Here is a 22,846-nt window from a genome sequence, read left to right on the forward strand (position 1 = left end):
CGTATATCCAAAATGTTCCCATGTCTTTCGGAACAGCGACAGACAAGTCGCAGACGAAGATGTTGTGATCCTCAAGAAAAATGGGCTGTCCGTAAGGCTCTAGAAAGTAGCCCGTCCCGCTGTAGCCACTGGGTAGTGGACCTACATGCAGTTTTATAGCTTCCATCAGGTTATACTCAGCAGTCGTGTCCTCGTTGCGAGCTTCACGAGTAGATGTTGTCAGAGCGTTCACTCTGCCGGGTATTTCGCGTTTTCTGTGCTTGTCGCTCTTCCGTCGCGATGAGGTTCCTTCGTGGTAGCAGGTAACGCAGATCGGTCTCAAGATCCAACATCCCGCTCAGACCAAGCCGACACGTTGCTACTTATGTCGGTGTCCAATATCCCTGGGTCTCAGGCCTGCGGCTGCGCTTTGAAGCTGAGTTGCTGCAGTTTCTACGTGTCCTGGGGCGGCTACTAGTTGCTTGATGGCCTCCCTTGTCTATTTGTGGCGTGCCCATGTTGAACATCTACCAGGACGGCCATTTGCGTCCAAATAGAATGGATTTCCAATTATTAGACAAAGGTCTACTATAGTCTAAGAATCGTGCTAGACAAATGAGGCCAGTTCTTGCTCGTAGGTTACGCCCGCACCTCTACTCTTGACCAACTAGCGGGCATTGAAGCCCAAGAACGTGAACTTCTATCCGCAGGTTGCGAGAAAATCTTCCGAGAGCAAATCTCGTCAGTTGATGTGGTTAAGCGGGAGCAACTAGCCGCGGCTCTAGACTTTCTTCGAGAGGGGGACACCCTCGTCGTGACCAAACTCGACCGCCTAGCGCGGTCTGTCCCCCACATGCACGAACTACTGAAACGGATTACTACAAAGGGGGCAGCCCTCAACATCCTCGGGATGGGGATAGATACTAAGACCCCCACTGGAAAGCTTATGCTAAACATCCTAGGCGGCGTCGCAGAATTTGAACGAGAGATCATGTTGGAGCGGCAGCGAGAAGGGATTGCCAAAGCCAAGGCCGAAGGCAAATACAAGGGTCGCGCGCCAACCGCTCTTCGGAAGGTGGCGCAAGTCACGGAACTTCGAGCCGCTGGTGTAGGTGCATCCGACATCGCGCGACGCCTTGGTATTAGCCGTGCGAGTGTCTACAACATCCTGAAGTCAGACAGAGTGCCGGGGCGAGCGCGCGTATAGGTAAATTTAGCACACCAAAGAATCTGGCGTTTCCAGCAGCTATCATCTAGTAAGATAGATAGAAGCCCCTGACGGTCCTTATTTGGAAGCACCTTGCTGATTATGTCGTAAGTATATGAGTTTATCGTTTGATTGACTTGTGAGTATGAAAATGAAAATCAATTTTTTCAACGCATGGGATTCAGCTAAGCGTATCCCGATGTTCTTCGCACAGCTTGACGAAAAATTCCTTATTAAATTCGAGAGATTTATTAATTTTTCCCAAGGTGAAGAATCTGGGCGTTTGTATTTTCTGTTTCGCGCAGCGTTTCTGTTCGCTGTTCTTGTGTTCATTGTTAACTTATTCTCACTTGGTAAGTCGGGGTTTGGAGAATGGGGAGACTTCTTTGGTGGCGTTCTTAACCCAATACTCACGTTCCTTACGTTTATGGGACTCCTTATAACGATAACCCTGCAGCAGCGAGAATTAAGTGAGGCAAGAAAGCAGTTTGAAAGGACCGCAGACGCTCAAACCGGACAGAAAACTATACTAGAGAAGCAGACTTTCGAGACCACATTTTTCAACCTTGTTGCCTCTTTGAATAATTCAGTGAGTCAAATAGATCTTATTCCAAGAGATGGGCGGCCGCCCATTACTGGGCGAGATTGCTTCGCGGTTTTCTACACTAGATTAAGTGATAAATACAAGGACAAGGTCAAGAAGCATTCTTCAAAGTGCAGTGATAAAGAGATCCTAGATTGGACGGTGGATTCGTTTTTAAAAGAAAATGAGCAAGACCTTAGCCACTACTTCCGTCAGATCGAGGCTGTTCTAGATTTTACCTCGTCGGCTCCAAACGATGAGGGGAAGTTGTATGTTCGGTTTCTTATCTCTCAATTGTCTACTCGTGAACTCCTTCTTCTGTTTTACTACGTAGCAACGGACCAGTCTGATGTTTGTCGATTTATTATCGAAAAACATGCTGGCTTCGCCGGTTTTCCCACTAGTCACCTGCTTGATAGAGGTCATGCGGAATATGTGCCAAAAGGGGCATTTGGAGAACTGGCTTCGGTAAGTAAAAAGGTGCGGATTCCAAGAAGCATTCGGCAATGATCCATCCGTTGTGTCGGCTGCTCGCGGGGTGCCAAAAAAGGCCATTTATGGCAAGAGAGTGCTTTATTGATTTTCCACCGCAGAAATTCTAATTTAGAAGTTAATTTATATTATTCCTGCACCAAAATATTCACTAAATTGAAGTTAAATCATTGTTTTTGAATTTAAGATAGCGAATTTATTTCTCATTTTGATTTGTTTTCGAATTTTCTAGGCGCTTGCGATCTAGATTAGTATCTTTCAGCTTTTTAATCCATTCCCATCCTTCCCATTTATCGCCCGTCTTGTTTATATGGGAATACCGCTGCAGTGACTGCCAAGACTTGTGACCGGAAACCTTCGCTGCATGAGGAATGGAATAACCCATTTCCATCAGTCGGCTGATGCCCTCATGCCGAAGGTCGTGGAAATGCAAATCGGTGATTTCTAGAAATTTGCATGCGCGAGTGAATGCTGCAGAGATAGCATCAACGCCGTAAGGGAAGATGTATGTCCCAGTCCTCGGCATGGTATCGATGATGGCGCAGCAAGGATCAGGCAAATCTACAAACACATCATTGCCGATCTTTTCGCCCGGATGCTTCATATCTCGAACAAGAATGCGTTTGTGCTTTGGGTCATAGTCTGCCCAGTGTAAGCGAGTGATTTCTTCTTGGCGCCTTGTCGAAAATAGCGCGAAAGCAATGATCTTGTGCATTGGGTTTTGATTGGGGCGGGCAATCCGCTTTTCGAGAAAGTATTCCATCAATCGGTTGACTTCATCAATTGATGGTCTGCGAGTCCGAGACTTTGATTTTTTCGTGTAACCCATCTTTTTGCAGACGGTCATGGCATCCTTCATCGCCTTTTCGTCGAGCGGCAGGTTCCACGCCGGTCTGGCGATGGCAAAGATGGAAGACAGGTGAGACAGGTAGTTCAGGACGGTAGAGGCCGAAGTCACCCCGTCGCGGTCGTGCAGCTTCTTGGCGAAGTCTACGATGGTCTTGGACGTGATCAGGTCGCACCGGACGTTCGCGATATCGGGGCCGTAGTCCTTTTGGATTGTTCGCAGAACCTGCGTCTTGGTCTTGCCGATCTGCTGATGGCTTTCTGCGATATACAGGTCAATGGCATCCCCAAGGGTCTTCTGCGCTATCTTCTGGGAAGTGATGGGGCGTCCCGCGTCAATGTCTTCTTGTATCTCGCGCTCGCGCTTTCTGGCCCATGCCTCGGCAACGCGCCGACTGTCGAACGTCCGGGACTCCTTGAACCCATAACCGCGTTTGATGATCTGGACCATGTAGCTTATGTTGCCGTTCTTGCGCTTGCGTTCGGCTATCGTTGCCATGCGTATGACTCCATCGTGAAAGTATGACTATTACGTCATACATGCTGTAGTCATACGCAAAAACATGCAAGATCATACACGAAATTAGGGCTCTTGTGGGTAGTCGTAATGGAAGAAAAGGTAATAAGATCTGCGGTTTGTCACTCTGCTAGGCTTAGTATTGCCCCGATGATGGACTGGACCGACCGGCATTGCCGCGTCTTCCACCGCCTGATGACCCGCCGCGCGCTGCTTTACACCGAAATGGTGACCGCCCCTGCGATCATCCACGGCGACCGTCACCGGCTGCTAGACTATGATGCCGCCGATCATCCCGTCGCCCTGCAGCTGGGCGGATCCGACCCCGCGGAACTGGAAGCCGCTACCCGGATCGCAGCCGATTGGGGCTATGACGAGATCAACCTGAATGTCGGCTGTCCCAGCGACCGCGTGCAGTCGGGCTGTTTCGGCGCCGTGCTGATGAAGACCCCGGATCTTGTGGCCGAATGCGTAGGGCGCATGATCGCAGCCAGTCCGGTCGAAGTCACCGTCAAATGCCGCATCGGCGTCGATGACCAGATGCCCGAGCAGGTCTTGCCTGACTTCCTGGACAGGATGCGCGCCGCCGGCATCCGCCGCGTGACGATCCATGCCCGCAAGGCCTGGCTTCAGGGCCTCAGCCCTAGGGAAAACCGCGACATTCCGCCTCTGGACTATCCGCTGGTCCACCGGATGAAGCAGGACTTCCCCGACCTGCACCTGTCGATCAACGGCGGCATTGCCGACATGGACGCGGTGCGCGACCACCTGCAGGTCATGGACGGGGTCATGGTCGGGCGCGCGGCCTATCACCAGCCCTGGGACATCCTGGGCGGCGCCGACCGCCTCTGGGGCGACCGACCGCCCTTCGAGGCGCCTGATCAAGTGGCGCAGGCCATGCGCCCCTATATCCTGTCCCACCTTGCCGCAGGTGGACGGCTGCATCAGATCACGCGCCACATGCTGGGCCTGTTCCACGGAATGGCCGGCGCGCGCGGATGGAAACGCACCCTGTCCGAAGGCGCGTCCAAAGGCGGGATCGAGGTTTATGACGCCGCCCTGCGCCAGGTCACGCAACTGGCGGCGTGAGACTTCTTCTTCATCCAAATATCCTGGGGTGAGGCCCGTTGGGCCGAGGGGCGAAGCCCCTTACTCCGCCGCCCTTTCGGCCGCCTTGGCCTGATCCCACAGCCGGTCCATCTCGGCCAGGTCGCTGTCCTCCGGGCGGCGGCCCTCGGCGGCTAGCGCGGCCTCGATGGCGCGGAAGCGGCGGGTGAACTTGCTGTTGGCGCGGCGCAATGCCTGTTCCGGGTCGATCTCAAGATGCCGCGCCAGGTTCGCCATGACGAACAGCAGGTCGCCGAACTCTTCCTCAAGCGCGTCGGGTCCAAGGCTGTCGCGGGCCTCGACCAGTTCGGCAGTTTCCTCGGCGATCTTGTCCAGCACCTGGGCAGGGCCGGGCCAGTCGAACCCCACGCGGGCCGCGCGGTTCTGCAACTTGATTGCGCGGGTCAGGGCCGGCAGGCCCAAGGCCACGCCGTCCAGCGTGCCGCGCTCGGCCTTGCCGGCGCGCTCGACGGCCTTGATGGCTTCCCAATCCTTGACCTGCTGGGCGGCAGACTTGTCGCGGGATTCGTCGCCGAAGACATGGGGATGGCGGAAGACCAACTTGTCGGAGATCGCCGCCGCGCAATCGGCGAAATCGAACATGCCCTTTTCATCCGCCATCTGCGCGTGGAACACCACCTGCAGCAGCAGGTCGCCCAACTCGCCCGGAAGCTCGTCCCAGGCCTGCCGCTCGATGGCGTCGGCGACCTCGTGGGCTTCCTCGATCGTATAGGGCGCGATCGATGCGAAATCCTGCTCGATGTCCCAGGGGCAGCCCGTCTGGGGGTTGCGCAACTGGGCCATGATATCGACCAGTCGGGCGATCTCGGACTTGGGATCGCGGCGGATCGGTTCGGTCATTGCGATTTCCCTTCGCTTCTGTCCTGATGGGCCATTGCCACAGCCAAGGTGCTTAGTCCACATGCCTGTCCTGAACCGCATCGCCGAATTTTCGGATGACATGACCCAATGGCGGCGGCATCTGCACCAGCATCCCGAACTGGGCTTCGACTGCTTCGGCACCGCCGCCTTCGTGGCGGAACGCCTGCGCGACTTCGGCGTGGACGAAATCCATGACGGCATCGGCAATTCCGGCATCGTCGGCATCATCGAGGGGCAAGGGCCGGGCCCCACCATCGGCCTGCGCGCCGACATGGACGCCCTGCCGATGGACGAGGCGACGGGCCTGGATTACGCATCCACCGTGCCGGGCCGGATGCACGCCTGCGGCCATGACGGCCATACCACGATGCTGCTGGGCGCCGCGCGATACCTTGCGGAAACGCGCAATTTCACGGGCCGCGTCGCGCTGATCTTCCAGCCGGCCGAGGAAAACGGCGGCGGGGGCGAGGCGATGGTCCAGGACGGCATGATGGACCGCTTTGGCATCACCCGCGTCTTTGCCATGCACAACAGCCCCGGCCTGCCCGTGGGCATGATGAACACCACACCCGGCCCGATCATGGCCGCCGTCGATACATTCGAGATCCATGTCCAGGGCCGTGGCGGGCACGGGGCGATGCCGCACCTGACCGCCGATCCCATCGTCGCGGCCGTGGCCGTGGTGAACGCGATCCAGACGATCTCCAGCCGCAACCATTATGCGCTGGACGACCTGGCACTGTCGGTCACGCAGATCCACACCGGCAGCGCCGACAATATCGTGCCCGACACGGCCTATATCTGCGGCACCGTGCGCACCTTCGCCCCCCATGTCCGCGAGATGGTCCGCCGCCGGATGGCGCAGATTTGCGACGGGCAGGCGGCCGCCTATGACGTCTCGATCCGCCTCGCCTATATCGAGGGCTATCCCGCCACGGTCAACGATCCCGGCCAGACCGCCTTCGCGGTGCAGGTGGCGCAGGAGATCGTGGGCCATGACAACATCTCGGGAGATGCGGGGCGCGAGATGGGGGCCGAGGATTTCAGCTACATGCTGAACGAACGGCCCGGCTGCTATCTGTTCATCGGGCAGGGCGACACGGCCAGCGTCCACCACCCGGCCTATGATTTCAACGATGCGATCTCGCCCATCGGGGCCAGCTTCCTGGCCCGGCTGGTCGAACGCGCGCAGCCCGTGGCGCGGTGACGTTCACGATCCTGTTCTAGACCCGAAGCCTTCCCGGCCTTTCTTGCCAAGCCGGGGCGGCGGCGATAGGTTGCGCGCCAATTCGGGCGGGGTCAGACCGCCGTGTCAGCCGAAAAGGGATAATCCATGTTCGTCACACCCGCCTATGCCCAGGCCGCCGCAGGCGGTGCAGGCCCTACTGCAGCCTTTGCGCAGTTCATCCCGCTGATCCTGATCTTCGCGATCATGTATTTCCTGATGATCCGCCCGCAGCAGAAGCGGATGAAGCAGCACCGCGAGATGGTCTCGGCGCTGAAGAAGGGCGATCACGTCGTCACCTCGGGCGGGATCATCGGCAAGGTGTCTTCGGTCCGCGACGACGAGCTGGAGGTCGAGATCGCGACCGGCGTCAAGGTCCGCGTGATCCGTTCGACCGTTTCGCAGGTTCTGAACAAGTCCGAGCCTGTCGCGGCAAACGCCTGACGCCACCAGAACAACAACAATCAAGGGCTTCGGCAAGATGCTTCAGATCGACCGTTGGAAACGCATCCTGATCGTCGGGCTTTGCGTCCTGGGCATAGGCTTTGCCGTGCCCAACCTCTTCTACCAGCGGGTCGAAAGCCATAACGACGCCGTGGCCGAGATCGAGCGCACCGGTGTCGAGACGCCCGAACTGGCCGCCGCGCGCGATGGCTGGCCGTCGTGGCTGCCTTCGTCGGTCGTGGCGCTTGGCCTTGACCTGCGGGGCGGGGCGCATCTGCTGGGCGAGGTCCGCGTGGCCGAGGTCTACAAGGCCCGCATGGACGCCCTGTGGCCCGAACTGCGCCGTGCGCTTGCCGACGAACGCGCCACGCTTGGCGCGATCCGCCGCCTGCCGTCGCCCGAAGGCACGCTGAAGATCGAGGTCGAGAACGCCGATCAGATCGCCCGCGCGACGGAAATCGTGCGCGGTTTTTCGACCCCGGTCGCCACCCTGACCGGCGCGGGCCAGCAAAGCCTGGCGATCCAGCAGCAGGGCAACACCATCACCATCCAGTTGTCGGACGCCGAAAAGGCCGTGACCGACGACCGCACCGTCCAGCAAAGCGTCGAGATCATCCGCCGCCGCGTCGATGAGGTCGGAACCCGCGAACCGACCATCGTCCGCCAGGGCGCCGACCGCATCCTGATCCAGGTGCCGGGCATCGGCTCGGCCGAGGAATTGAAGGCGCTGATCGGCACCACCGCCAAGCTGACCTTCAATTCCGTTGTCGGCACCGGCACCAATCCCGATGCGCGGCCGGGCGTGGGGCAGGTGGTCCTGCCGTCCGCCGACCAGGACGGCATCTACTACACGCTGGAAGAAAGCCCTGTCGTCACCGGCGAGGAACTGACCAATGCCGTGCCGGGAACCGACCCGAACGGCCAGCCCGCCGTCGATTTCAGCTTCAACCCGACCGGCGCGCGCAAGTTCGGCGCCTATACGGCCGCCAATATCGGCCAGCCCTTCGCGATCGTCCTGGACAACCAGGTGATCTCGGCGCCCGTGATCCGCTCGGCCATTCCGGGCGGAACGGGGCAGATTTCGGGCTCGATGGGCTTCGAGGAAGCGAACCGGCTGGCCGTGCTGCTGCGCGCAGGCGCGCTGCCGGCGCAACTGGATTTCCTGGAAGAACGTACCATCGGCCCCGAACTGGGACAGGACAGCATCGACGCGGGACGCCTGTCGTCCGTGATCGCGACGGCTGCGGTCGTGGCCTACATGATCGCCAGCTATGGCCTGTTCGGGGCCTTCGCGTCGATTTCCGTGATCCTGAACGTGATCCTGATCCTGTCGATCATGTCGATCATGGGGGCCACCTTGACCCTGCCTGGCATCGCCGGGATCGTGCTGACCGTGGGCACGGCGGTGGACGCCAACGTCATCATCTATGAACGCATCCGCGAGGAATTGCGGGCAGGCAAGCGCGTCGCCAAGGCCATCAGCGACGGCTTTGACGAGGCGATGAGCGCGATCATCGACGCCAACGTCACGTCCTTCATCGCGGCGGCGGTGATGTTCTTCCTGGGTTCCGGCCCGGTCAAGGGCTTTGCCGTCACGCTGACCATCGGGCTTGTCACCTCGGTCTTCACCGCGATCTTCCTGACACGGCTGATGATCGTGTGGTGGCTGGAATGGCGCAAGCCCAAAGAACTGATCCTGTAAGGGGACCGATATGGCATTCCGTCTGAAACTTGTCCCCGACAATACCCGGATCGATTTCTTCCGCTGGCAGTTCCTGACCTTCGGGGCGTCGATGGCGGCGATGGTGGCGTCTGTTATCCTGATCTTCACGATGGGGCTGAACTTCGGTATCGACTTCAAGGGCGGCACCACCATCCGCACCGAAAGCCCCACCGCCTTCGAGGTGGGTGATTACCGGGATGCCCTGAACGACCTGGGCTTCAGCGACCTTGCCATCACCGAGGTCTTCGACCCCAGCTTCGGTGCCGATCGCCACGTGGCCATGATCCGCATCGGCACCACGGACGAGACCGGATCGGTCAGCCCGGACGAGTTGAACCGGATCGAGGCTGCGCTGCACGAGGTCGATCCGCAGATCACCTTCGCATCCGTGGAATCTGTCGGGCCGAAGGTGTCCGGCGAATTGATCAAGACCGCCTTCTATGCGGTGGGCGCGGCCTGCCTGGGCATCATGGCCTATATCTGGCTGCGCTTCGAATGGCAGTTCTCGATCGGGGCCGTGGTGTCGCTGATCCATGACGTGCTGCTGACGGTAGGGCTGTTTTCTCTGTTCCAGCTGAAGTTCGACCTGACGACCATCGCGGCGCTGCTGACGACGTTGGGCTTTTCCTGCAACGACACGGTCGTCGTCTTTGACCGGCTGCGGGAAAACCTGATGAAATACAAGACGCGACCGCTGATCGAGCTGATGAACCTGACCACGAACGAGACCCTGTCGCGGACCATCATGACGGCGGTGACGACCGGGATTGCCCTCACGGCGATGCTGATCTTCGGCGGCGACGTGATCCGGGACTTCGTGATCGCGATGCTGTTCGGGGTGGTCGTCGGCTGCTATTCCACGATCTATGTCGCAAAGAACATCGTGCTGTGGCTGGGCGTGAAGCGGGACTGGTCCAAGAAGGATCCGAAGCTGGCCGCCTCGCCCTTTGAAAATGCGGAACGTCCCTGATGAAGCTGACCCCCAGCGATTTCGGCGGGGCCCTTGCGGTCGAGGGCTATGGCCCCGGCTTCTTCCGCATTGGCAGGACGGTGATGCAGGGCGCGGTTCTGGTCACCGCAGGCGAAGCGGATGCCTGGGGCGGCCTTGACGACCGCGCGGCGCTGCTGGCCCTGGGGGGACGGATCGATGTCCTGTTTCTGGGCATGGGCGCGGATGTTGCCCATGCCCCGGCCGATCTGGTGGCGGCCCTGCGCGAGGTCGGGATCGCCGTAGAATCCATGTCCTCGCCCACGGCCGCGCGCAGCTACAACGTGACGGTCGCGGAAGGGCGGCGGGTCGCCTGCGCCCTGCTGCCGCTGTGAGCCTGCTCTCCGTCCAAGGCCTGTGCGTTGCGCGCGGCGGGCTGCGGACGGTCGAGGGGGTAAGCTTCACCCTGGACGCGGGCCAGGCGCTGATCCTGCGCGGCCCGAACGGCATCGGCAAGACGACGCTGTTGCGCACGGTCGCCGGGCTGCAGCCCCCGGTCGCGGGCCGGATCAAGATGGATGACGACGCGGTTGCCTATGCAGCCCATGCCGACGGGCTGAAGGGCGCGCTGAGCGTGGCCGAGAACCTGGCCTTCTGGGCGCAGGTCTTCGGCGGCGGCGATGTCGCGGGCGCGATGGCGGCAATGGGTCTCGCGTCCCTGTCGGACCGGCCTGCGGCGGCGCTGTCGGCGGGCCAGAAGCGTCGGCTGGGTCTGGCGCGGCTGCTGGTCGCGCGGCGTCCGCTGTGGGTGCTGGACGAACCGACCGTGTCGCTGGATGCGGCCTCGGTCGCGCGGTTTGCCGACATGGTGCGCGGGCATCTGGCGCGAGGCGGCGCGGCGCTGATCGCCACCCATATCGACCTGGGGCTGGATGCGCGGGTGCTGGACCTGACGCCGTTCCGGGCCAAACCGTCCTCTGATGCCCAGCCCGCGGGCTTCATCGAAGCCTTCGCATGATCGCCCTGCTGCGGCGCGACCTGACCCTTGCCGTCCGCGCGGGCGGCGGCTTTGGTCTGGGCGTGGCCTTCTTCCTGATCCTTTGCGCGCTTGTCCCCTTTGGCGTCGGCCCCGACACTGCCGCGCTGCAACCCATCGCGCCCGGCATCCTGTGGCTGGGCGCGCTGCTGGCCTGCCTGTTGTCGCTGGACCGCATCTTTGCCCTGGATCACGAGGATGGCAGCCTGGACCTGCTGGCGACATCGCCGCTGCCGCTGGAAGGGGCGGTGGCGGTCAAGGCGTTGGCCCACTGGATCACCACAGGCCTGCCGCTGATCCTGGTCGCCCCCTTGTTCGGCATCCTGCTGCACCTGCCCGGCCAGGCGATCCCGCCGTTGCTGGTTTCGCTGCTGCTGGGGACGCCCGCGCTGTCGATGCTGGGCGCCTTCGGGGCGGCCATTACCGTGGGCCTGCGGCGCGGAGGGCTTTTGTTGTCGCTGCTGGTGCTGCCGCTTTACATCCCCACCCTGATCTTCGGGACCGAGATGATCCGGCGCGGGCAGGAAGGCGGCGCGACCGCGACTCCGCTGCTGTTCCTGGCCGGGATCACGGCGGGCACGCTTGCCGTGATACCTTTTGCCGCAGCCGCCGCGCTGCGGGTCAATCTGCGGTGAAGCGGCTTGAGCGGCAAGCCCGCGGACGCTAGGGAACAGTCATGTCGATCTGGGAATATGCCAACCCCGTCAAGTTCATGCGCACATCCGGCGCGATCCTGCCATGGGTGGTGGCAGGCGCGGCGGTCTGCACCGTCACGGGGCTGGTCTGGGGCTTCCTGACGCCCGATGATTTCCGGCAGGGATCGACGGTCAAGATCGTCTTCCTGCACGTCCCTGCCGCCATGATGGCGATCAACATCTGGGTGATGATGTTGGTGGCATCGCTGATCTGGCTGATCCGCCGCCACCATGTCAGCGCGCTTGCCGCCAAGGCCGCCGCCCCCATCGGCGCGGTGATGACGCTGATCGGCCTGATCACCGGCGCGGTCTGGGGCCAGCCGATGTGGGGCACCTGGTGGGAATGGGATCCGCGCCTGACCAGCTTCCTGATCCTGTTCCTGTTCTATATCGGCTATATCGCCCTGTGGTCCGCGATCGAGGATCCCGACAGCGCCGCCGACCTGACCGCGGTCCTGTGCCTTGTCGGATCGGTCTTTGCGCTTCTGTCGCGCTATGCCGTCTTCTTCTGGAACCAGGGGCTGCACCAGGGCGCCAGCCTTTCAGTCCAGTCGGGCGAGCGGATGAGCGCGGTTTACCGATACCCGCTGTATCTGACGATGCTGGGCTTCGGCCTGTTGTTCCTGTCGCTGCTGTTGATCCGCACCCGCACCGAAATCCGCAGGCGGCGGCTGGCCGCGCTGCAAGCAAGGGAAATGCGCGCATGATCGAGCTTGGAAAGTATGCGGGCGCCGTGATCGGCGCCTATGGCCTGTCGCTGGCCCTGCTGGGCGGGTTGATCTGGGAGACGCTGGCCGCCAATGCCCGTGCCCGCCATGCCCTGGAAAGGCAGGAAAGCCGTGGCTAGGATTTCTCCGCTTGTCGTGTTGCCACCCGTGGTCTTTGCCGCCCTGGCGGGGATGTTCCTGTGGGGAATGAACCGCGACGATCCGACGGCGCTTCCCTCGGCCATGGTTGGCCGCGAGGCGCCGGCAGTCCCGCAGACGACGCTGCCCGGGAAGACCCAACTGACGGACGAGATGCTGCGCCAGCCGGGGGTGAAACTGGTGAACTTCTGGGCAAGCTGGTGCCCGCCCTGCCGGGCCGAGCATCCGACGCTGACGGAACTTGCAGCGCAGATGCCGGTCTATGGCGTCGATCTGCGTGACACCGATGCCAATGCCCTGGCCTTCCTGACCGAGGATGGCGATCCCTTCGCGGCCATTGCAACCGATCCCAAGGGCCGGACCGCGATCGACTGGGGCGTCACGGCCCCGCCCGAGACCTTCATCATCGATGGCGAGGGCCGGATCCTTTATCGCTTTGCAGGCCCACTGGTGAGAGAGGATTACACCAACCGCTTCCTGCCCCAGCTTGAAAAGGCGCTGCAGGTCGAGGAGTGATCCCCCGGCGTCACGGCCCGTCGTTCAGATAGGGCGTCGATTCGCCCTTTGCGGCCTTGTCTGATTTAGCGGACTTGGCCCTGGGCGCGGCGGGTTTGCGGGGTTTCTTGGCAGCCTTGGGTGCCATCGCCTCGGCCACGTCCGGCATGGCCTGGTTCGTTGCCTGGGCGTTGTCGCCCGCCTGCATTCCGTCGCCTGACATGTCTCCGCTGCCCGACTGGTCGCGAAGTTCCTGTTCGGCCTGGTTCCAGTGATCCGAATCGCGGCCTTCGGGGCGGCCTTCGCTTTCCCAGATTTCGTGGGCGCGTTGCCTGATGCGTTCCTGATGGTCCTGATCCATTTACATCCTCCTTTGTTGGATTACGCCGCTTGCGGGCCGTTGCGCAGGAAGGCCATGACCGTTTGCCAGCCGACGGCAACGGTTCCGCTGACCGCGCTGTCCTGCGCGACCTCGTCGGCCGAGGTGTCGATGCGAAGGGTCCACTCCCCCTCGGGCAGGGCAAACTCTGCATCATCGCCCGCGTTGACAAGCACCAGCAGTTCCGTCCCGTCGGGCGAGATCTGGTGCAAGGCGAAGCAGCGCAGTTCCGCGTCCTGCCAATCGCCTTCTTCCATCGCCCCGCCGCGCGGGTGCAGCCAATGGAAAACCGGCTGCCGGTCCTGGGCGTCGTCCGGCGCGGCGCCAAAGCGCGATTGCGACAGCGGCACCTCGTGGCGGAAGGCCGCAAGGGCCTGGACCGCGTTCAGCACCTCGTCGCGGGCCTTGTTCCATTCCAGCCAGCTGATTGCGTTGTCCTGGCAATAGGCGTTGTTGTTGCCGTCCTGGGTGTTGCCGAAGTCGTCGCCCGCAAGGATCATGGGGACACCATGGCTCAGCATCACGGTCGCCAGCATGGCGCGGACCCGGCGGATGCGGGCGGCGATGATGCCCTCGTCCTCGGTCGCGCCCTCGGCCCCCATGTTGTCGGACAGGTTGTGGTCGTGGCCGTCTCGGTTGTCCTCGCCATTGGCGTCGTTGTGCTTGTCGTTGAAGCTGACGGTGTCCCACAAGGTGAAGCCGTCATGGGCCGCGACGAAGTTCACGCTCGAGGTCGCTGGCCGGTGGCTGTGGTTGAACTGCACCGGTGATCCCGACAGGCGTTCCGCCATTGCTGGCAGTAGGCCCGGATCGCGGCGCCAGAAGGCGCGGGTGTCGTCGCGGAACTTGTCGTTCCATTCGCGGAAGGGCCAGCGGTATCCGCCCACCTGATAGCCGCCCTCGCCGATGTCCCAGGGTTCGGCGATCAGCTTGACGCCCGACAGCACCGGATCCTGCCGGATGGCATTGAAGAACGACCCGTCGCGTTCGAAGCCCTGGGATTCCCGGCCGAGCGTCGAGGCTAGGTCGAAGCGGAAGCCGTCGACATGCATCGCCTCGACCCAGTAGCGCAGGGAATCCATGACCATCCGCAGCACCATGGGATGGGCGACGTTCAGGGTATTGCCGGTGCCGGTGGTATCAAAGGCGTGCCGGGGGTTGTCCGGCGACAGCAGGTAATAGGATGCGTTGTCGATGCCCCGGAAGGACAGGGTCTGGCCCAGTTCGTTGCCCTCGGCCGTGTGGTTGAAGACCACATCCAGGATCACCTCGATCCCGGCCTTGTGCAGCTTGCGGATGGCCTCCTTCACTTCCCGGATCTGGCCCGACTTGAGGTAGGGCGCATGAGGCGCGAAAAAGGACAGGGTCGAATAACCCCAGTAGTTCGACAGGCCCTTTTCGACCAGGTAGCGATCGTTGGCAAAGGCGTGGATCGGCAGCAGTTCCAGCGTCGTGACGCCGATGCGCTGCAGATGTTCGATCACCGCGTCGCTGCCCAGGGCCCGGAAGGTGCCGCGGTCGGCTTCGGGCACGCCCGGGTGAAGCTGGGTGAGGCCCTTCACATGGGCCTCGTAGATCATGCTGTTCTGCCAGGGCGTGCGGATCGCGCGGTCCGTATCCCAGTCGAACTTCGCATCGACCACCACCGCCTTGGGCATGAAGGGCGCGCTGTCGCGGGTATCGAAGCTGAGGTCGTCCTCGCCGATCGTGTAGCCGTGCAGGGCGTCGTCCCACTGGATCTGGCCCCGCAATTCGCGGGCGTAAGGATCCAGCAGCAGCTTGTTCGGATTGAAGCGGTGGCCCTGTTCCGGCTCATAGGGGCCATGCACGCGATAGCCATAAACCTGGCCCGGCTCGATCCCCGGCAGATAGCCGAACCAGATGCCGCCCTCCATGTCGGGCAGCTCAAGCCGGTGAAGCTCTTTCTGGCCGGTTTCGTCGAACAGGCACAGCTCGACCTTTGTGGCGTGGTCGGAAAACAGGGCGAAGTTCGTGCCTTCGCCCAGAAATTCGGCGCCGAGGATATCGGGGCGGGTGACGGAAAGATCGAAGGCCGGAGCGTCTTTGATGTCGCGCATATTCGATTGCACCTCAGGCGACATCGCGGGACTGCAGCACGGGGCGCGTCGCAACGTGCAGCGACACGGGCACGCGCACGGCCTCTCGCCGGTCAAGCATGGCCTGGGTGATCAGCACGGTGCCCCTGTCGCGGCGGAACCACAGGTCGTCTTCGTCCGGATCCTCGCCCACGACCAGCCCGGCCGGCACCTTTGTTCCCGGCGCCACCAGGCAGCGCGTCAGCCGGGCCGAGGCCGGGACAAGCGCGCCGGGCATCGCCACGCTGCCGCGGCCCAGATACCATTCCGACAGCGTGGAGGCGCGGGGCAGGCGGGCCGGCTGCTGGCCCACGAAGTCCAGGTGCGACAGCCGCAGCGATTCCAGGGTGCCGACATCGCGCCAGTAGGTGTGGCCCGACGGACCCGCCGGCAGGCGATAGGACATGGCCAGCCCCTGCGCCACGGCGGCGGGAATGACCTCGTGCCCGAAGTCCAGCGAGGCGATGTCGCGGCCGAACAGCGCATCGCGCAGCCAGTCGGCCTCGAAGACATAGATGCCCATCGACACCATCGCGTGGTCGGGATCGCCCGGAATGGCCGGCGGATGGGCGGGCTTTTCCAGGAAGGAAAGAATGCGGCCGCTTGTGTCGGTCTGCATGACGCCAAAGCCGCTGGCGGCAGTGACGGGCACCACATCGACGGCCACGGTGACTGCCGCGCCCGAGGCCTTGTGGGCCGCGATCAGCGGGGCATAGTCCATGTCATAGATATGGTCCGCCGCCACGACCAAGACCTGATCCGACCCCCAGCCCTCGACCTGCGCCCAGTTGTGGCGCACCGCATCGGCGGTTCCAAGATAGGTGTCGCGCCCGTCCTTCAGGATCATCGCACCCGATGCGAAATGCCCATCCCAGCGTGCCGGCAAGTGGTCGTGCAGGGTGGCAGGGGCGAATTGCGTGGCGACCACAAGCCGGTCGAGACCCGACCTGACGATGTTGGCCATCGCGAAATCGACGATCCGGTTGCGACCCGCGAAATGCACGGCGGGCTTGCTTTCGGCGGCGGTCAGTTCATGCAGGCGGGTGCCCTTGCCGCCCGCCAGCAGGATGGTGGCAACATTCAGGTCCGAACGGGTTTTCGAGACAAGATGGGACTGCAAAGCTGACACCGGCGCTATCCTTTGGTTGGAAATCAAGCAGCCCAATGGGCGACTCGCTTTCCAAACTGAAACAACGCGTGATTGTTCCAGTGGATATCATTTGTTAACCCGATCAGCGGCTGTTCCGGGTCCGGACGCTGACCATGCTGCCGTCGAAAAAGGCACGGGCCAAGAAGGCATCCGGCACATGCGCCCCACCAGGGGCAAACTCGACCGTCATGGTCCGGTCCTGTCGGCTGCGGATCAGGCGCAGGGCGGCGCCATCATCCTCGACCTGCACCTGCGCGTCTGCACCTTCCAGAAAATCTGCCTGGTCCCGCCGCAGCGCCAGCAGTTGCCGCGTCCAGTGCAGCTTGGCATCGGGATCATCGCCCTGCGCCGCAAGGGCGTCCCAGTCCACGGGCAGACGGTTGTCAGGGTCGGTCAGCGCCAGCAGCCCGTTTTCGTCGCCGCGATAAATGTCGGGAAAGCCCGGCATCAGCATCTGGATGGCCAGCTGGGCAAAGGACAGGGCCTGCCCCCGGTGGATCAGCGCCTGAAGGGCCAGGGGGTTCCTGGCCTGCCATTGCTGCATCAGCTCGCGGGCGAAGGTCTTGGCCGCGTTCTCGGCGGCCTCGTCGGGATTGGTCCAGAAGCTGGTCAGCTTGGCCTCTCGCATCGCCTTTTCGATGTGCTGGCTGACCCGGTCCGTGGTGTTTTCGGCCTGACCGTCCCAGACCGCCAGGGCCGCCTGCACGACATACCATTGCCACCGAGGCTCCAGGTCTTGGGCGGAAGGCAAGGCAGCCGCGTCCTGAAACAAGGCATGGAAATCGTCGGGCAGGTGGCTGATCGCGACCAGACGCATCCGGGAATCGCCCGACCGCTTGGTGTCGTGGGTCGAGACCAGCGTCATGTCCGACGCACGGCGCGCGGCCAGGAATGCATTGGCGTGATCGGCACTCACGGCGGGTTCGTCGGGTTCTGCGCCCACCTCGTTAGCGGGCAGATAGCGGGTCCAGCGGAACCCTGCGGTATCTTCCTGGGCCTTGGCCAGAAGCGCGCCGGAAACCTGCTGGAAGCGCCGCACAAAGGCGCGGGCCGCATCGCTTTCGGGATTGGCCATCAGGTCGGCCAGCAGATCAAGGACGGCGCGGTCACGCAGCCCCTGTGCCGCATCCTCGGCAATGGCGTGCAGAAGCTTCTGGTCCTCGGGGCTGGCGCTGTCGGTGACATAGGTGCGATAGCGGGGGGTCGCCACCAGCAGGGCGGTGACGGCCTCGCGCAGCGATTCTGGGCCCGGCTCGGCCAGGGCAGAGCCTTGGGCCGCAAGCGCGGCCAGGTCGCCAAGCTGGCGGCGTTCGGCGGCCAGTTCATTGTCCAGGACATCCAGCTTGGCCTGACGCAGTTCCTCGCGGAACTCGGTCGAGATGCCGGTGGCCTCGCGCCAGAAACCGTCCAGCCTGTCGATCCCCGCCGCGTCGGTCAGAAGCTGGGCGATCAGCCGCGCCGCCTCGTATCCGGTGGTCCCGACGGTGGGCCATTCCGGCGGCAGGGCTTCATCACCCACAAGGATCTTTTCCACCCAGACAGGCGTGTCGGGCAGCGCCTCGTTCAGCCACCGAAGGTAGGTGGCGGGATCGGCCAGCCCGTCGATATGGTCCACGCGCAGGCCCTGGACCTGCCCTTGGCGAACAAGATCGAAGATCAGGCTGTGGGTGTCTTCGAAGACGGCCCGGTCCTCGACCCGCATGCCGATCAGGCTTGTGACGTTGAAGAACCGCCGGTGGGTGATGCCGTCCCGTTCAAGCGCGTAATGCACCAGCCTCCAGTGCTGGTTGTCGTGCAGGGCGCGCAGGTCGCTGGTGACGGGGCTGTCCTCGGCCAGGGGAACGGCGACGTCCCCGAAATGCCACATCCCGTCGGCCACGCGGAAGGCGCCGTCGGACAGCATCTTCTCGAACGGTTCGGGCAGGAAGGGCAGGACCAGCGGACCGGCGGCCCAGTCGATGTCGAAGTGCCGGGCATAGCGGCTGGCCTGGCCCTGCTTCAGGACATCCAGCAGCCAGGGGTTTTCCAGGGTGAAGGCCGTGTGGTTCGGCACGATGTCCAGGATGATCCCAAGCCCCCGTTCGCGGGCGGCCGCGGCCAGCCGGTCGAACCCGTCCCGGCCGCCAAGCGCGGGGTCGATCCGGGTGGGATCGGTGATGTCGTAGCCGTGGGTCGAACCCGTGGTCGCCAGAAAGATCGGCGACAGGTAGAGATGCGAGACGCCCAGGTCCGACAGATAGGGCAGCAACTGCGTCACCCGTTCGAAATCGACGCCGTCGCGCATCTGGATCCGGTAGGTGGCGGTGGGGATGTTGGTCATGAGAGCCTTGCGCTGACAGAGATGGCAAAGGGGTCTTGGCCGATGCGGCCAAGCGAGAATCCGGCACCGCCCAGGGGCTGAAGCCCCTCGTCGGCCTGGCCCAGGGACAGGCGCAGGTCCAGCGTGCCGGCGTTGAAGAACCACGTCGCATGGGCCGAGGCCGCGCCGTGGCGCGCGACATGGGCAGGCCGGCTGCGGCCGCTTTTCAGCAGCGGCACGACGGCGTCGCGGCGGAAGGCCAGGGCACGGGCGGTCAGGTCCAGCCATTCGGCGGCATTGGCGCCCGCGCTCCAATCCAGCTTGGAGCGGGCGAAGGTATCGGGGGACAGCGGATCGGGCACCTTCGATCCAAGGCTGGCGATGCCCGCGAACTCGGCCGCGCGGCCTTCGCGCACGGCCTTGGCCAGATCGCCTTCGAAGTCGGCAAAGAACAGGAAGGGCGTGGTCGCACCCCGTTCCTCGCCCATGAAGATCATGGGCACATAGGGGGCCGTCAGCAGCAGCGCATAGGCCACCTTGACCCCCTGCGGGTCGGCAAGCGACAGCAGCCTTTCGCCAAGGGCGCGGTTGCCCACCTGGTCATGGGTCTGGGTCGAGTTGACGAAGCCCGTTGGCGGCAGATCGCCGCAAGGTTCGCCGCGCGGTTCGTCGCGGCCGGGGCGGGGCTGGCCTTCCTCGATATGGCCGCGTTCAAGCGCCAGGCACAGGTCGCCAAAGGGATCATGCGCAAAGCTGGCGTAATAGCTGTCGGATTCGCCGGTCAACTGGACATGGACGGCGTGGTGGAAGTCGTCGTTCCAGCTTGCATCATAGCCGTTCTCGCGCAGGAAGCGTTCGTTGCGCTCGTCCTCGACGATCAGGTGGATGGCGCGGCTTTTGTCCACGGCCCGGATGCGCCCCGCAAAGGTCGTCATGAAGTCGTTCGCGCCCGGCCCGCTGATCTGGTGGACCGCGTCCAGCCGCAGCCCGTCCATGCGGTATTCGCCGATCCAGTATTCGGCACATTGGATCCAGTATTCCCGCACGGCAGGCTGGGAAAAGTCGATGGCGGCACCCCAGGGGGTGTGGCGGGCCTCGTCGAAGAAGGGCGGTGCGGCGTGGTGCAGATAGGCGCCTTCGGGGCCGAAATGGTTCATCACCAAATCCAGGATCACCATGATCCCCAGCGAATGGGCCTGATCGACGAAGCGCCGCAGGTCGTCGGGCGTGCCATAGCTCGGGTGCAGGGCATAGGGCAACACGCCGTCATAGCCCCAGCCCCGATCCCCCTGCCATTGGCCCAGGGGCATCAGTTCCACCGCCGTGACGCCCAGGTCGGCCAGGTCCGCCAGCTTTTCGGCAGCGGCCCCCAGCGTCCCCTGCGGCGTGAAGGTGCCCAGGTGCATTTCATAGATCACGGCCTCGGACCAGTCGCGGCCCCTCCAGCCCGCCTGCGGGCGATCATCGGCAGGCGCCACCACGACCGAGGGCGCGTGGACATCACCCGACTGCAACCGGCTTGCCGGGTCGGGGATTTCCTGCCCGTCCACGCGCAGCAGATAGGTGTCGCCGGGCCGGGCCGGGGCGGTCGCCGTCCAGAAGCCGTCGGCATTGCGCGTCATCGGCTGCGCCTGTCCGTTCAGGATCAGGGCCACCTCTGACGCCCTGGGCGCCCAGGTGCCCAGCGTCCAGCCCTCGTCGGACCAGCGTCCGCCCCAGTCATGCACCATATTCTGTGTCCTCACATCATCGGCTTGCCGCCGGTGACGGCGATGGTGGTGCCCGAAACATAGCTGGACATCGGTTCGGCCAGCATCACATAGGCCGAGGCCAGTTCAACTGGCTGCGCGGGCCGGCCGATCGGATAGTTCGCGCCGAAGTTCGACACCTTCTCGGCATCCATGCTGGCGGGGATCAGCGGCGTCCAGACCGGGCCGGGGGCCACGGCATTGGCGCGGATCCCACGTTCGGCCAGCATCTGCGCCAGGCCCATGGTAAAGTTCTGGATCGCGCCCTTGGTGGTGGCATAGGCCAGCAGGTTGGGGCTGGGATTGTCCGAATTGATCGAGGCCGTGTTGATGATCGAGCTGCCCGGTCCCATATGCGGCACCGCCGCCTTGGTCAGATAGAACATCGCATCGATGTTGGTGGCGAAGGTATAGCGCCATTCCTCGTCCGGGATGTCCTCGATCTTGTCGAAAGTCAGCTGGTGGGCGGCGTTGTTGACCAGGATGTCGATCTTTCCGAACGTCTGCGCGGTCTCGGCGATGATCCTGCGGCAATGTTCGGGATCCGAAAGATCGCCCGGAAAGGTCAGGCATTCCCGCCCCGCATCGCGGACCAGTTGCGCGGTGGACTGGGCGTCGTCGGTTTCGTCCAGATAGGACAGCGCCACATCCGCGCCTTCGCGGGCAAAGGCGATGGCCACGGCCCGGCCGATGCCGCTGTCGCCGCCGGTGATGATCGCTTTCATCCCCTCCAGCCGGCCCGCGCCGCGCCAGCTTTCCTCGCCGTGGTCGGGCTTGGGGTCCATCTTCTGAAAGCTGCCGGGCAGTTCCTGCTGCTGTTTCGGAAACGGGGGCTTGGGATAATCACGCATCTTGCGGCCTCGCGGTCTGAAGGGTGGTCGGTGTTGCGGAGAACCCGCCCTTCCTGAACCGCCGGAACGCCATAGGGTTTCCGCCTTGCTGTTTATCAGCCGATGAAAGGGGCACGGCCGGCGCGGAACAACTGCCGCCGCGGCTTCGTTTGATCCCGAACCAAGACGGAGCAATGACATGCGCAACAGCGACATTCTGATAGCGGCGGGCGGCTTTCTGCTGGTGGGCGGGCTGGTCGCCCGGGCCTGCAGCACGACGGGCGGGTCCGGCGGCCGTTATGTCCGGTCTGCCGGACGGCGCGAGATGTCCGCACCCCCGCGCGACTGGGATCGCGTGGACGAAACCGCGGACGAATCCTTTCCCGCAAGTGATCCCCCCGGAAACTACTGAGGCAACCATGGCCGAGGATGCCGAACTGATCGCCTACCGAAAGCTGGTCGCGGCCTTGCCCGACCTGCTGTCCCCCGAGGCCCGCCAGCCGATCTGCGACTGGCTGATCGAAAGGCAGGTCATGCGCGACGGGCAGGAAGACCCCGGCGCCGTGATCGTCGAGGGCTTGGAAACCGAGCTTGCCATTGCCGAGACCTTCAGAAAGATCGTCGACAGCCTGGAATGCCGCCCGCGCTAGGACAGGGCGGCGATCAGGGCTTCTGTCTCGACCATCTCGATCTGCTGGCCGAAGCGCTTGGCATACATTTCCATCGCGGCATCATGGGTGTCGTCCGTCGAAGAGCAGACGGCATCCGATACCACGATGACGCGGTAGCCCAGATCGACGGCGCCCATGATGGCCGCCAGCAGGCAGACATCGGTCTCGCCGCCGGTCATCACGACCGTGTCGATCCGATCCTGTTGCAGCATCCCGTGCAGGCGGCCATCCATCCAGGGTGAATAGACGGGCTTGTCGAAAAGCCGCGCCGGCGGCAGGTGGATCTCGAGTTCGGGCAGAAGGCGCAGCAGGTCCGGCTCAAGGGTCCGGCGCAGCATCTGCGGCCATTTCTGGTAATAACGCCGCCATGCCCCCGGCGCATCCTCCAGGGTTTCGGGGGTGATGAAGCGCGTGAAGATCGTGCGGTCGGGGATCCTTTCGACCAGATTGCAGATGTTCGGCAGCACGCGCCGCAACCAGTCCACTTCCCAGTCCGAGCCCTTGTCGAAAAGGCGCTGCATGTCGATGCAAAGGTGGATGGTCCGTTCGCCGGGCGGGCCATAGGCCAGGCCTTCGCTGACCTTGGTGGCATCTTGCATGTTCATCCGGCTCTCCTTGCTTTCGGTCCGGGTCGGAAAACCGCGCGAG

24 protein-coding genes are annotated in these 22,846 nt (G+C 63.0%); 15 read left to right on the forward strand and 9 right to left on the reverse strand.

The features are described 5' to 3' along the window. Window positions 1-607: 607 nt before the first annotated feature. Window positions 608-1,186 (forward strand): recombinase family protein, encoded by a 579-nt coding sequence (locus tag FIU66_RS04295; protein WP_167621553.1) that lies wholly within the window; start codon window positions 608-610, stop codon window positions 1,184-1,186. Window positions 1,187-1,337: 151 nt separating this feature from the next. Then, window positions 1,338-2,279 carry a putative phage abortive infection protein gene (locus FIU66_RS04300; RefSeq protein ID WP_167621554.1) on the forward strand — a complete coding sequence of 314 codons (942 nt, stop codon included), beginning with the start codon at window positions 1,338-1,340 and terminating at the stop codon, window positions 2,277-2,279. Between the two features lie 178 nt (window positions 2,280-2,457). Here FIU66_RS04300 and FIU66_RS04305 read toward each other — a convergent pair whose 3' ends face one another. After that, window positions 2,458-3,606 carry a site-specific integrase gene (locus FIU66_RS04305; RefSeq protein WP_167621555.1) on the reverse strand — a complete coding sequence of 383 codons (1,149 nt, stop codon included), beginning with the start codon at window positions 3,604-3,606 and terminating at the stop codon, window positions 2,458-2,460. A gap of 108 nt (window positions 3,607-3,714) precedes the next feature. On the opposite strand from FIU66_RS04305, the gene dusA reads away from it, so the two are divergent. Then, complete coding sequence (gene dusA / locus FIU66_RS04310; protein WP_167621556.1) at window positions 3,715-4,713, forward strand: tRNA dihydrouridine(20/20a) synthase DusA; 999 nt, start codon at window positions 3,715-3,717, stop codon at window positions 4,711-4,713. A gap of 60 nt (window positions 4,714-4,773) precedes the next feature. Here dusA and mazG read toward each other — a convergent pair whose 3' ends face one another. Further along, the gene (gene mazG / locus FIU66_RS04315; RefSeq protein ID WP_167621557.1) at window positions 4,774-5,592 is read right to left on the reverse strand and encodes a nucleoside triphosphate pyrophosphohydrolase; all 819 of its coding nucleotides are present in this window, start codon (window positions 5,590-5,592) and stop codon (window positions 4,774-4,776) included. A gap of 61 nt (window positions 5,593-5,653) precedes the next feature. Between mazG and FIU66_RS04320 the strand changes: the two genes are divergently transcribed. The 10 genes from FIU66_RS04320 to FIU66_RS04365 all read left to right on the forward strand — a co-directional run bounded on the left by FIU66_RS04320 (window position 5,654) and on the right by FIU66_RS04365 (window position 13,046). After that, the gene (locus FIU66_RS04320; RefSeq protein WP_167621558.1) at window positions 5,654-6,820 is read left to right on the forward strand and encodes a M20 aminoacylase family protein; all 1,167 of its coding nucleotides are present in this window, start codon (window positions 5,654-5,656) and stop codon (window positions 6,818-6,820) included. A 126-nt stretch (window positions 6,821-6,946) separates the two neighbouring features. Then, complete coding sequence (yajC, locus tag FIU66_RS04325) at window positions 6,947-7,282, forward strand: preprotein translocase subunit YajC (protein ID WP_167621559.1); 336 nt, start codon at window positions 6,947-6,949, stop codon at window positions 7,280-7,282. Between the two features lie 37 nt (window positions 7,283-7,319). After that, entirely contained in the window at window positions 7,320-8,984 is a 1,665-nt protein-coding gene (gene secD / locus FIU66_RS04330) for a protein translocase subunit SecD (RefSeq protein ID WP_167621560.1), read from the forward strand. Window positions 8,985-8,994: 10 nt separating this feature from the next. Continuing rightward, window positions 8,995-9,975, forward strand: coding sequence for a protein translocase subunit SecF (gene secF, locus FIU66_RS04335; protein WP_167621561.1), 981 nt, complete (start codon window positions 8,995-8,997; stop codon window positions 9,973-9,975). Then, on the forward strand, window positions 9,975-10,328 hold the full coding sequence (locus FIU66_RS04340) for an Mth938-like domain-containing protein (protein ID WP_167621562.1): 354 nt from the start codon (window positions 9,975-9,977) through the stop codon (window positions 10,326-10,328). Before secF ends, FIU66_RS04340 begins: the two co-directional genes overlap by 1 nt. Continuing rightward, window positions 10,325-10,951, forward strand: coding sequence for a heme ABC exporter ATP-binding protein CcmA (ccmA, locus tag FIU66_RS04345; protein ID WP_167621563.1), 627 nt, complete (start codon window positions 10,325-10,327; stop codon window positions 10,949-10,951). The genes FIU66_RS04340 and ccmA overlap by 4 nt, the downstream gene beginning before the upstream one ends. Continuing rightward, window positions 10,948-11,604 (forward strand): heme exporter protein CcmB, encoded by a 657-nt coding sequence (gene ccmB, locus FIU66_RS04350; protein ID WP_167621564.1) that lies wholly within the window; start codon window positions 10,948-10,950, stop codon window positions 11,602-11,604. Before ccmA ends, ccmB begins: the two co-directional genes overlap by 4 nt. A 41-nt stretch (window positions 11,605-11,645) precedes the next feature. After that, complete coding sequence (gene ccmC / locus FIU66_RS04355; RefSeq protein WP_167621565.1) at window positions 11,646-12,371, forward strand: heme ABC transporter permease CcmC; 726 nt, start codon at window positions 11,646-11,648, stop codon at window positions 12,369-12,371. After that, on the forward strand, window positions 12,368-12,511 hold the full coding sequence (gene ccmD, locus FIU66_RS04360) for a heme exporter protein CcmD (RefSeq protein WP_167621566.1): 144 nt from the start codon (window positions 12,368-12,370) through the stop codon (window positions 12,509-12,511). The genes ccmC and ccmD overlap by 4 nt, the downstream gene beginning before the upstream one ends. Next, entirely contained in the window at window positions 12,504-13,046 is a 543-nt protein-coding gene (locus FIU66_RS04365; protein WP_240544736.1) for a DsbE family thiol:disulfide interchange protein, read from the forward strand. The genes ccmD and FIU66_RS04365 overlap by 8 nt, the downstream gene beginning before the upstream one ends. A gap of 10 nt (window positions 13,047-13,056) precedes the next feature. Here FIU66_RS04365 and FIU66_RS04370 read toward each other — a convergent pair whose 3' ends face one another. The 6 genes from FIU66_RS04370 to FIU66_RS04395 all read right to left on the reverse strand — a co-directional run bounded on the left by FIU66_RS04370 (window position 13,057) and on the right by FIU66_RS04395 (window position 21,548). Next, window positions 13,057-13,386: a DUF2934 domain-containing protein gene (locus tag FIU66_RS04370; RefSeq protein ID WP_167621568.1), complete on the reverse strand. Its 330-nt coding sequence runs from the start codon at window positions 13,384-13,386 to the stop codon at window positions 13,057-13,059. 20 nt (window positions 13,387-13,406) lie between these two features. After that, window positions 13,407-15,482 carry a glycogen debranching protein GlgX gene (gene glgX / locus FIU66_RS04375; RefSeq protein WP_167621569.1) on the reverse strand — a complete coding sequence of 692 codons (2,076 nt, stop codon included), beginning with the start codon at window positions 15,480-15,482 and terminating at the stop codon, window positions 13,407-13,409. A 13-nt stretch (window positions 15,483-15,495) separates the two neighbouring features. Further along, window positions 15,496-16,629, reverse strand: coding sequence for a sugar phosphate nucleotidyltransferase (locus FIU66_RS04380; protein WP_240544737.1), 1,134 nt, complete (start codon window positions 16,627-16,629; stop codon window positions 15,496-15,498). 103 nt (window positions 16,630-16,732) lie between these two features. Continuing rightward, window positions 16,733-18,970: a malto-oligosyltrehalose synthase gene (gene treY / locus FIU66_RS04385; protein WP_167621570.1), complete on the reverse strand. Its 2,238-nt coding sequence runs from the start codon at window positions 18,968-18,970 to the stop codon at window positions 16,733-16,735. Further along, on the reverse strand, window positions 18,967-20,679 hold the full coding sequence (gene treZ / locus FIU66_RS04390; RefSeq protein ID WP_167621571.1) for a malto-oligosyltrehalose trehalohydrolase: 1,713 nt from the start codon (window positions 20,677-20,679) through the stop codon (window positions 18,967-18,969). Before treZ ends, treY begins: the two co-directional genes overlap by 4 nt. Before the next feature lie 11 nt (window positions 20,680-20,690). Then, window positions 20,691-21,548, reverse strand: a complete 858-nt coding sequence (locus FIU66_RS04395) for an SDR family oxidoreductase (protein ID WP_167621572.1) — start codon at window positions 21,546-21,548, stop codon at window positions 20,691-20,693. A gap of 178 nt (window positions 21,549-21,726) precedes the next feature. Between FIU66_RS04395 and FIU66_RS04400 the strand changes: the two genes are divergently transcribed. Both FIU66_RS04400 and FIU66_RS04405 read left to right on the forward strand, forming a co-directional pair. Further along, complete coding sequence (locus tag FIU66_RS04400) at window positions 21,727-21,939, forward strand: hypothetical protein (RefSeq protein ID WP_167620773.1); 213 nt, start codon at window positions 21,727-21,729, stop codon at window positions 21,937-21,939. Between the two features lie 7 nt (window positions 21,940-21,946). Further along, complete coding sequence (locus FIU66_RS04405; protein WP_167621573.1) at window positions 21,947-22,177, forward strand: hypothetical protein; 231 nt, start codon at window positions 21,947-21,949, stop codon at window positions 22,175-22,177. Here FIU66_RS04405 and FIU66_RS04410 read toward each other — a convergent pair. Continuing rightward, window positions 22,174-22,803: a cysteine hydrolase family protein gene (locus tag FIU66_RS04410; protein ID WP_240544738.1), complete on the reverse strand. Its 630-nt coding sequence runs from the start codon at window positions 22,801-22,803 to the stop codon at window positions 22,174-22,176. The two genes, FIU66_RS04405 and FIU66_RS04410, sit on opposite strands and share 4 nt — an antisense overlap. Window positions 22,804-22,846: the final 43 nt, after the last annotated feature.

The organism is Paracoccus sp. AK26, assembly GCF_011801365.1.
GTDB lineage: Bacteria > Pseudomonadota > Alphaproteobacteria > Rhodobacterales > Rhodobacteraceae > Paracoccus > Paracoccus aerius.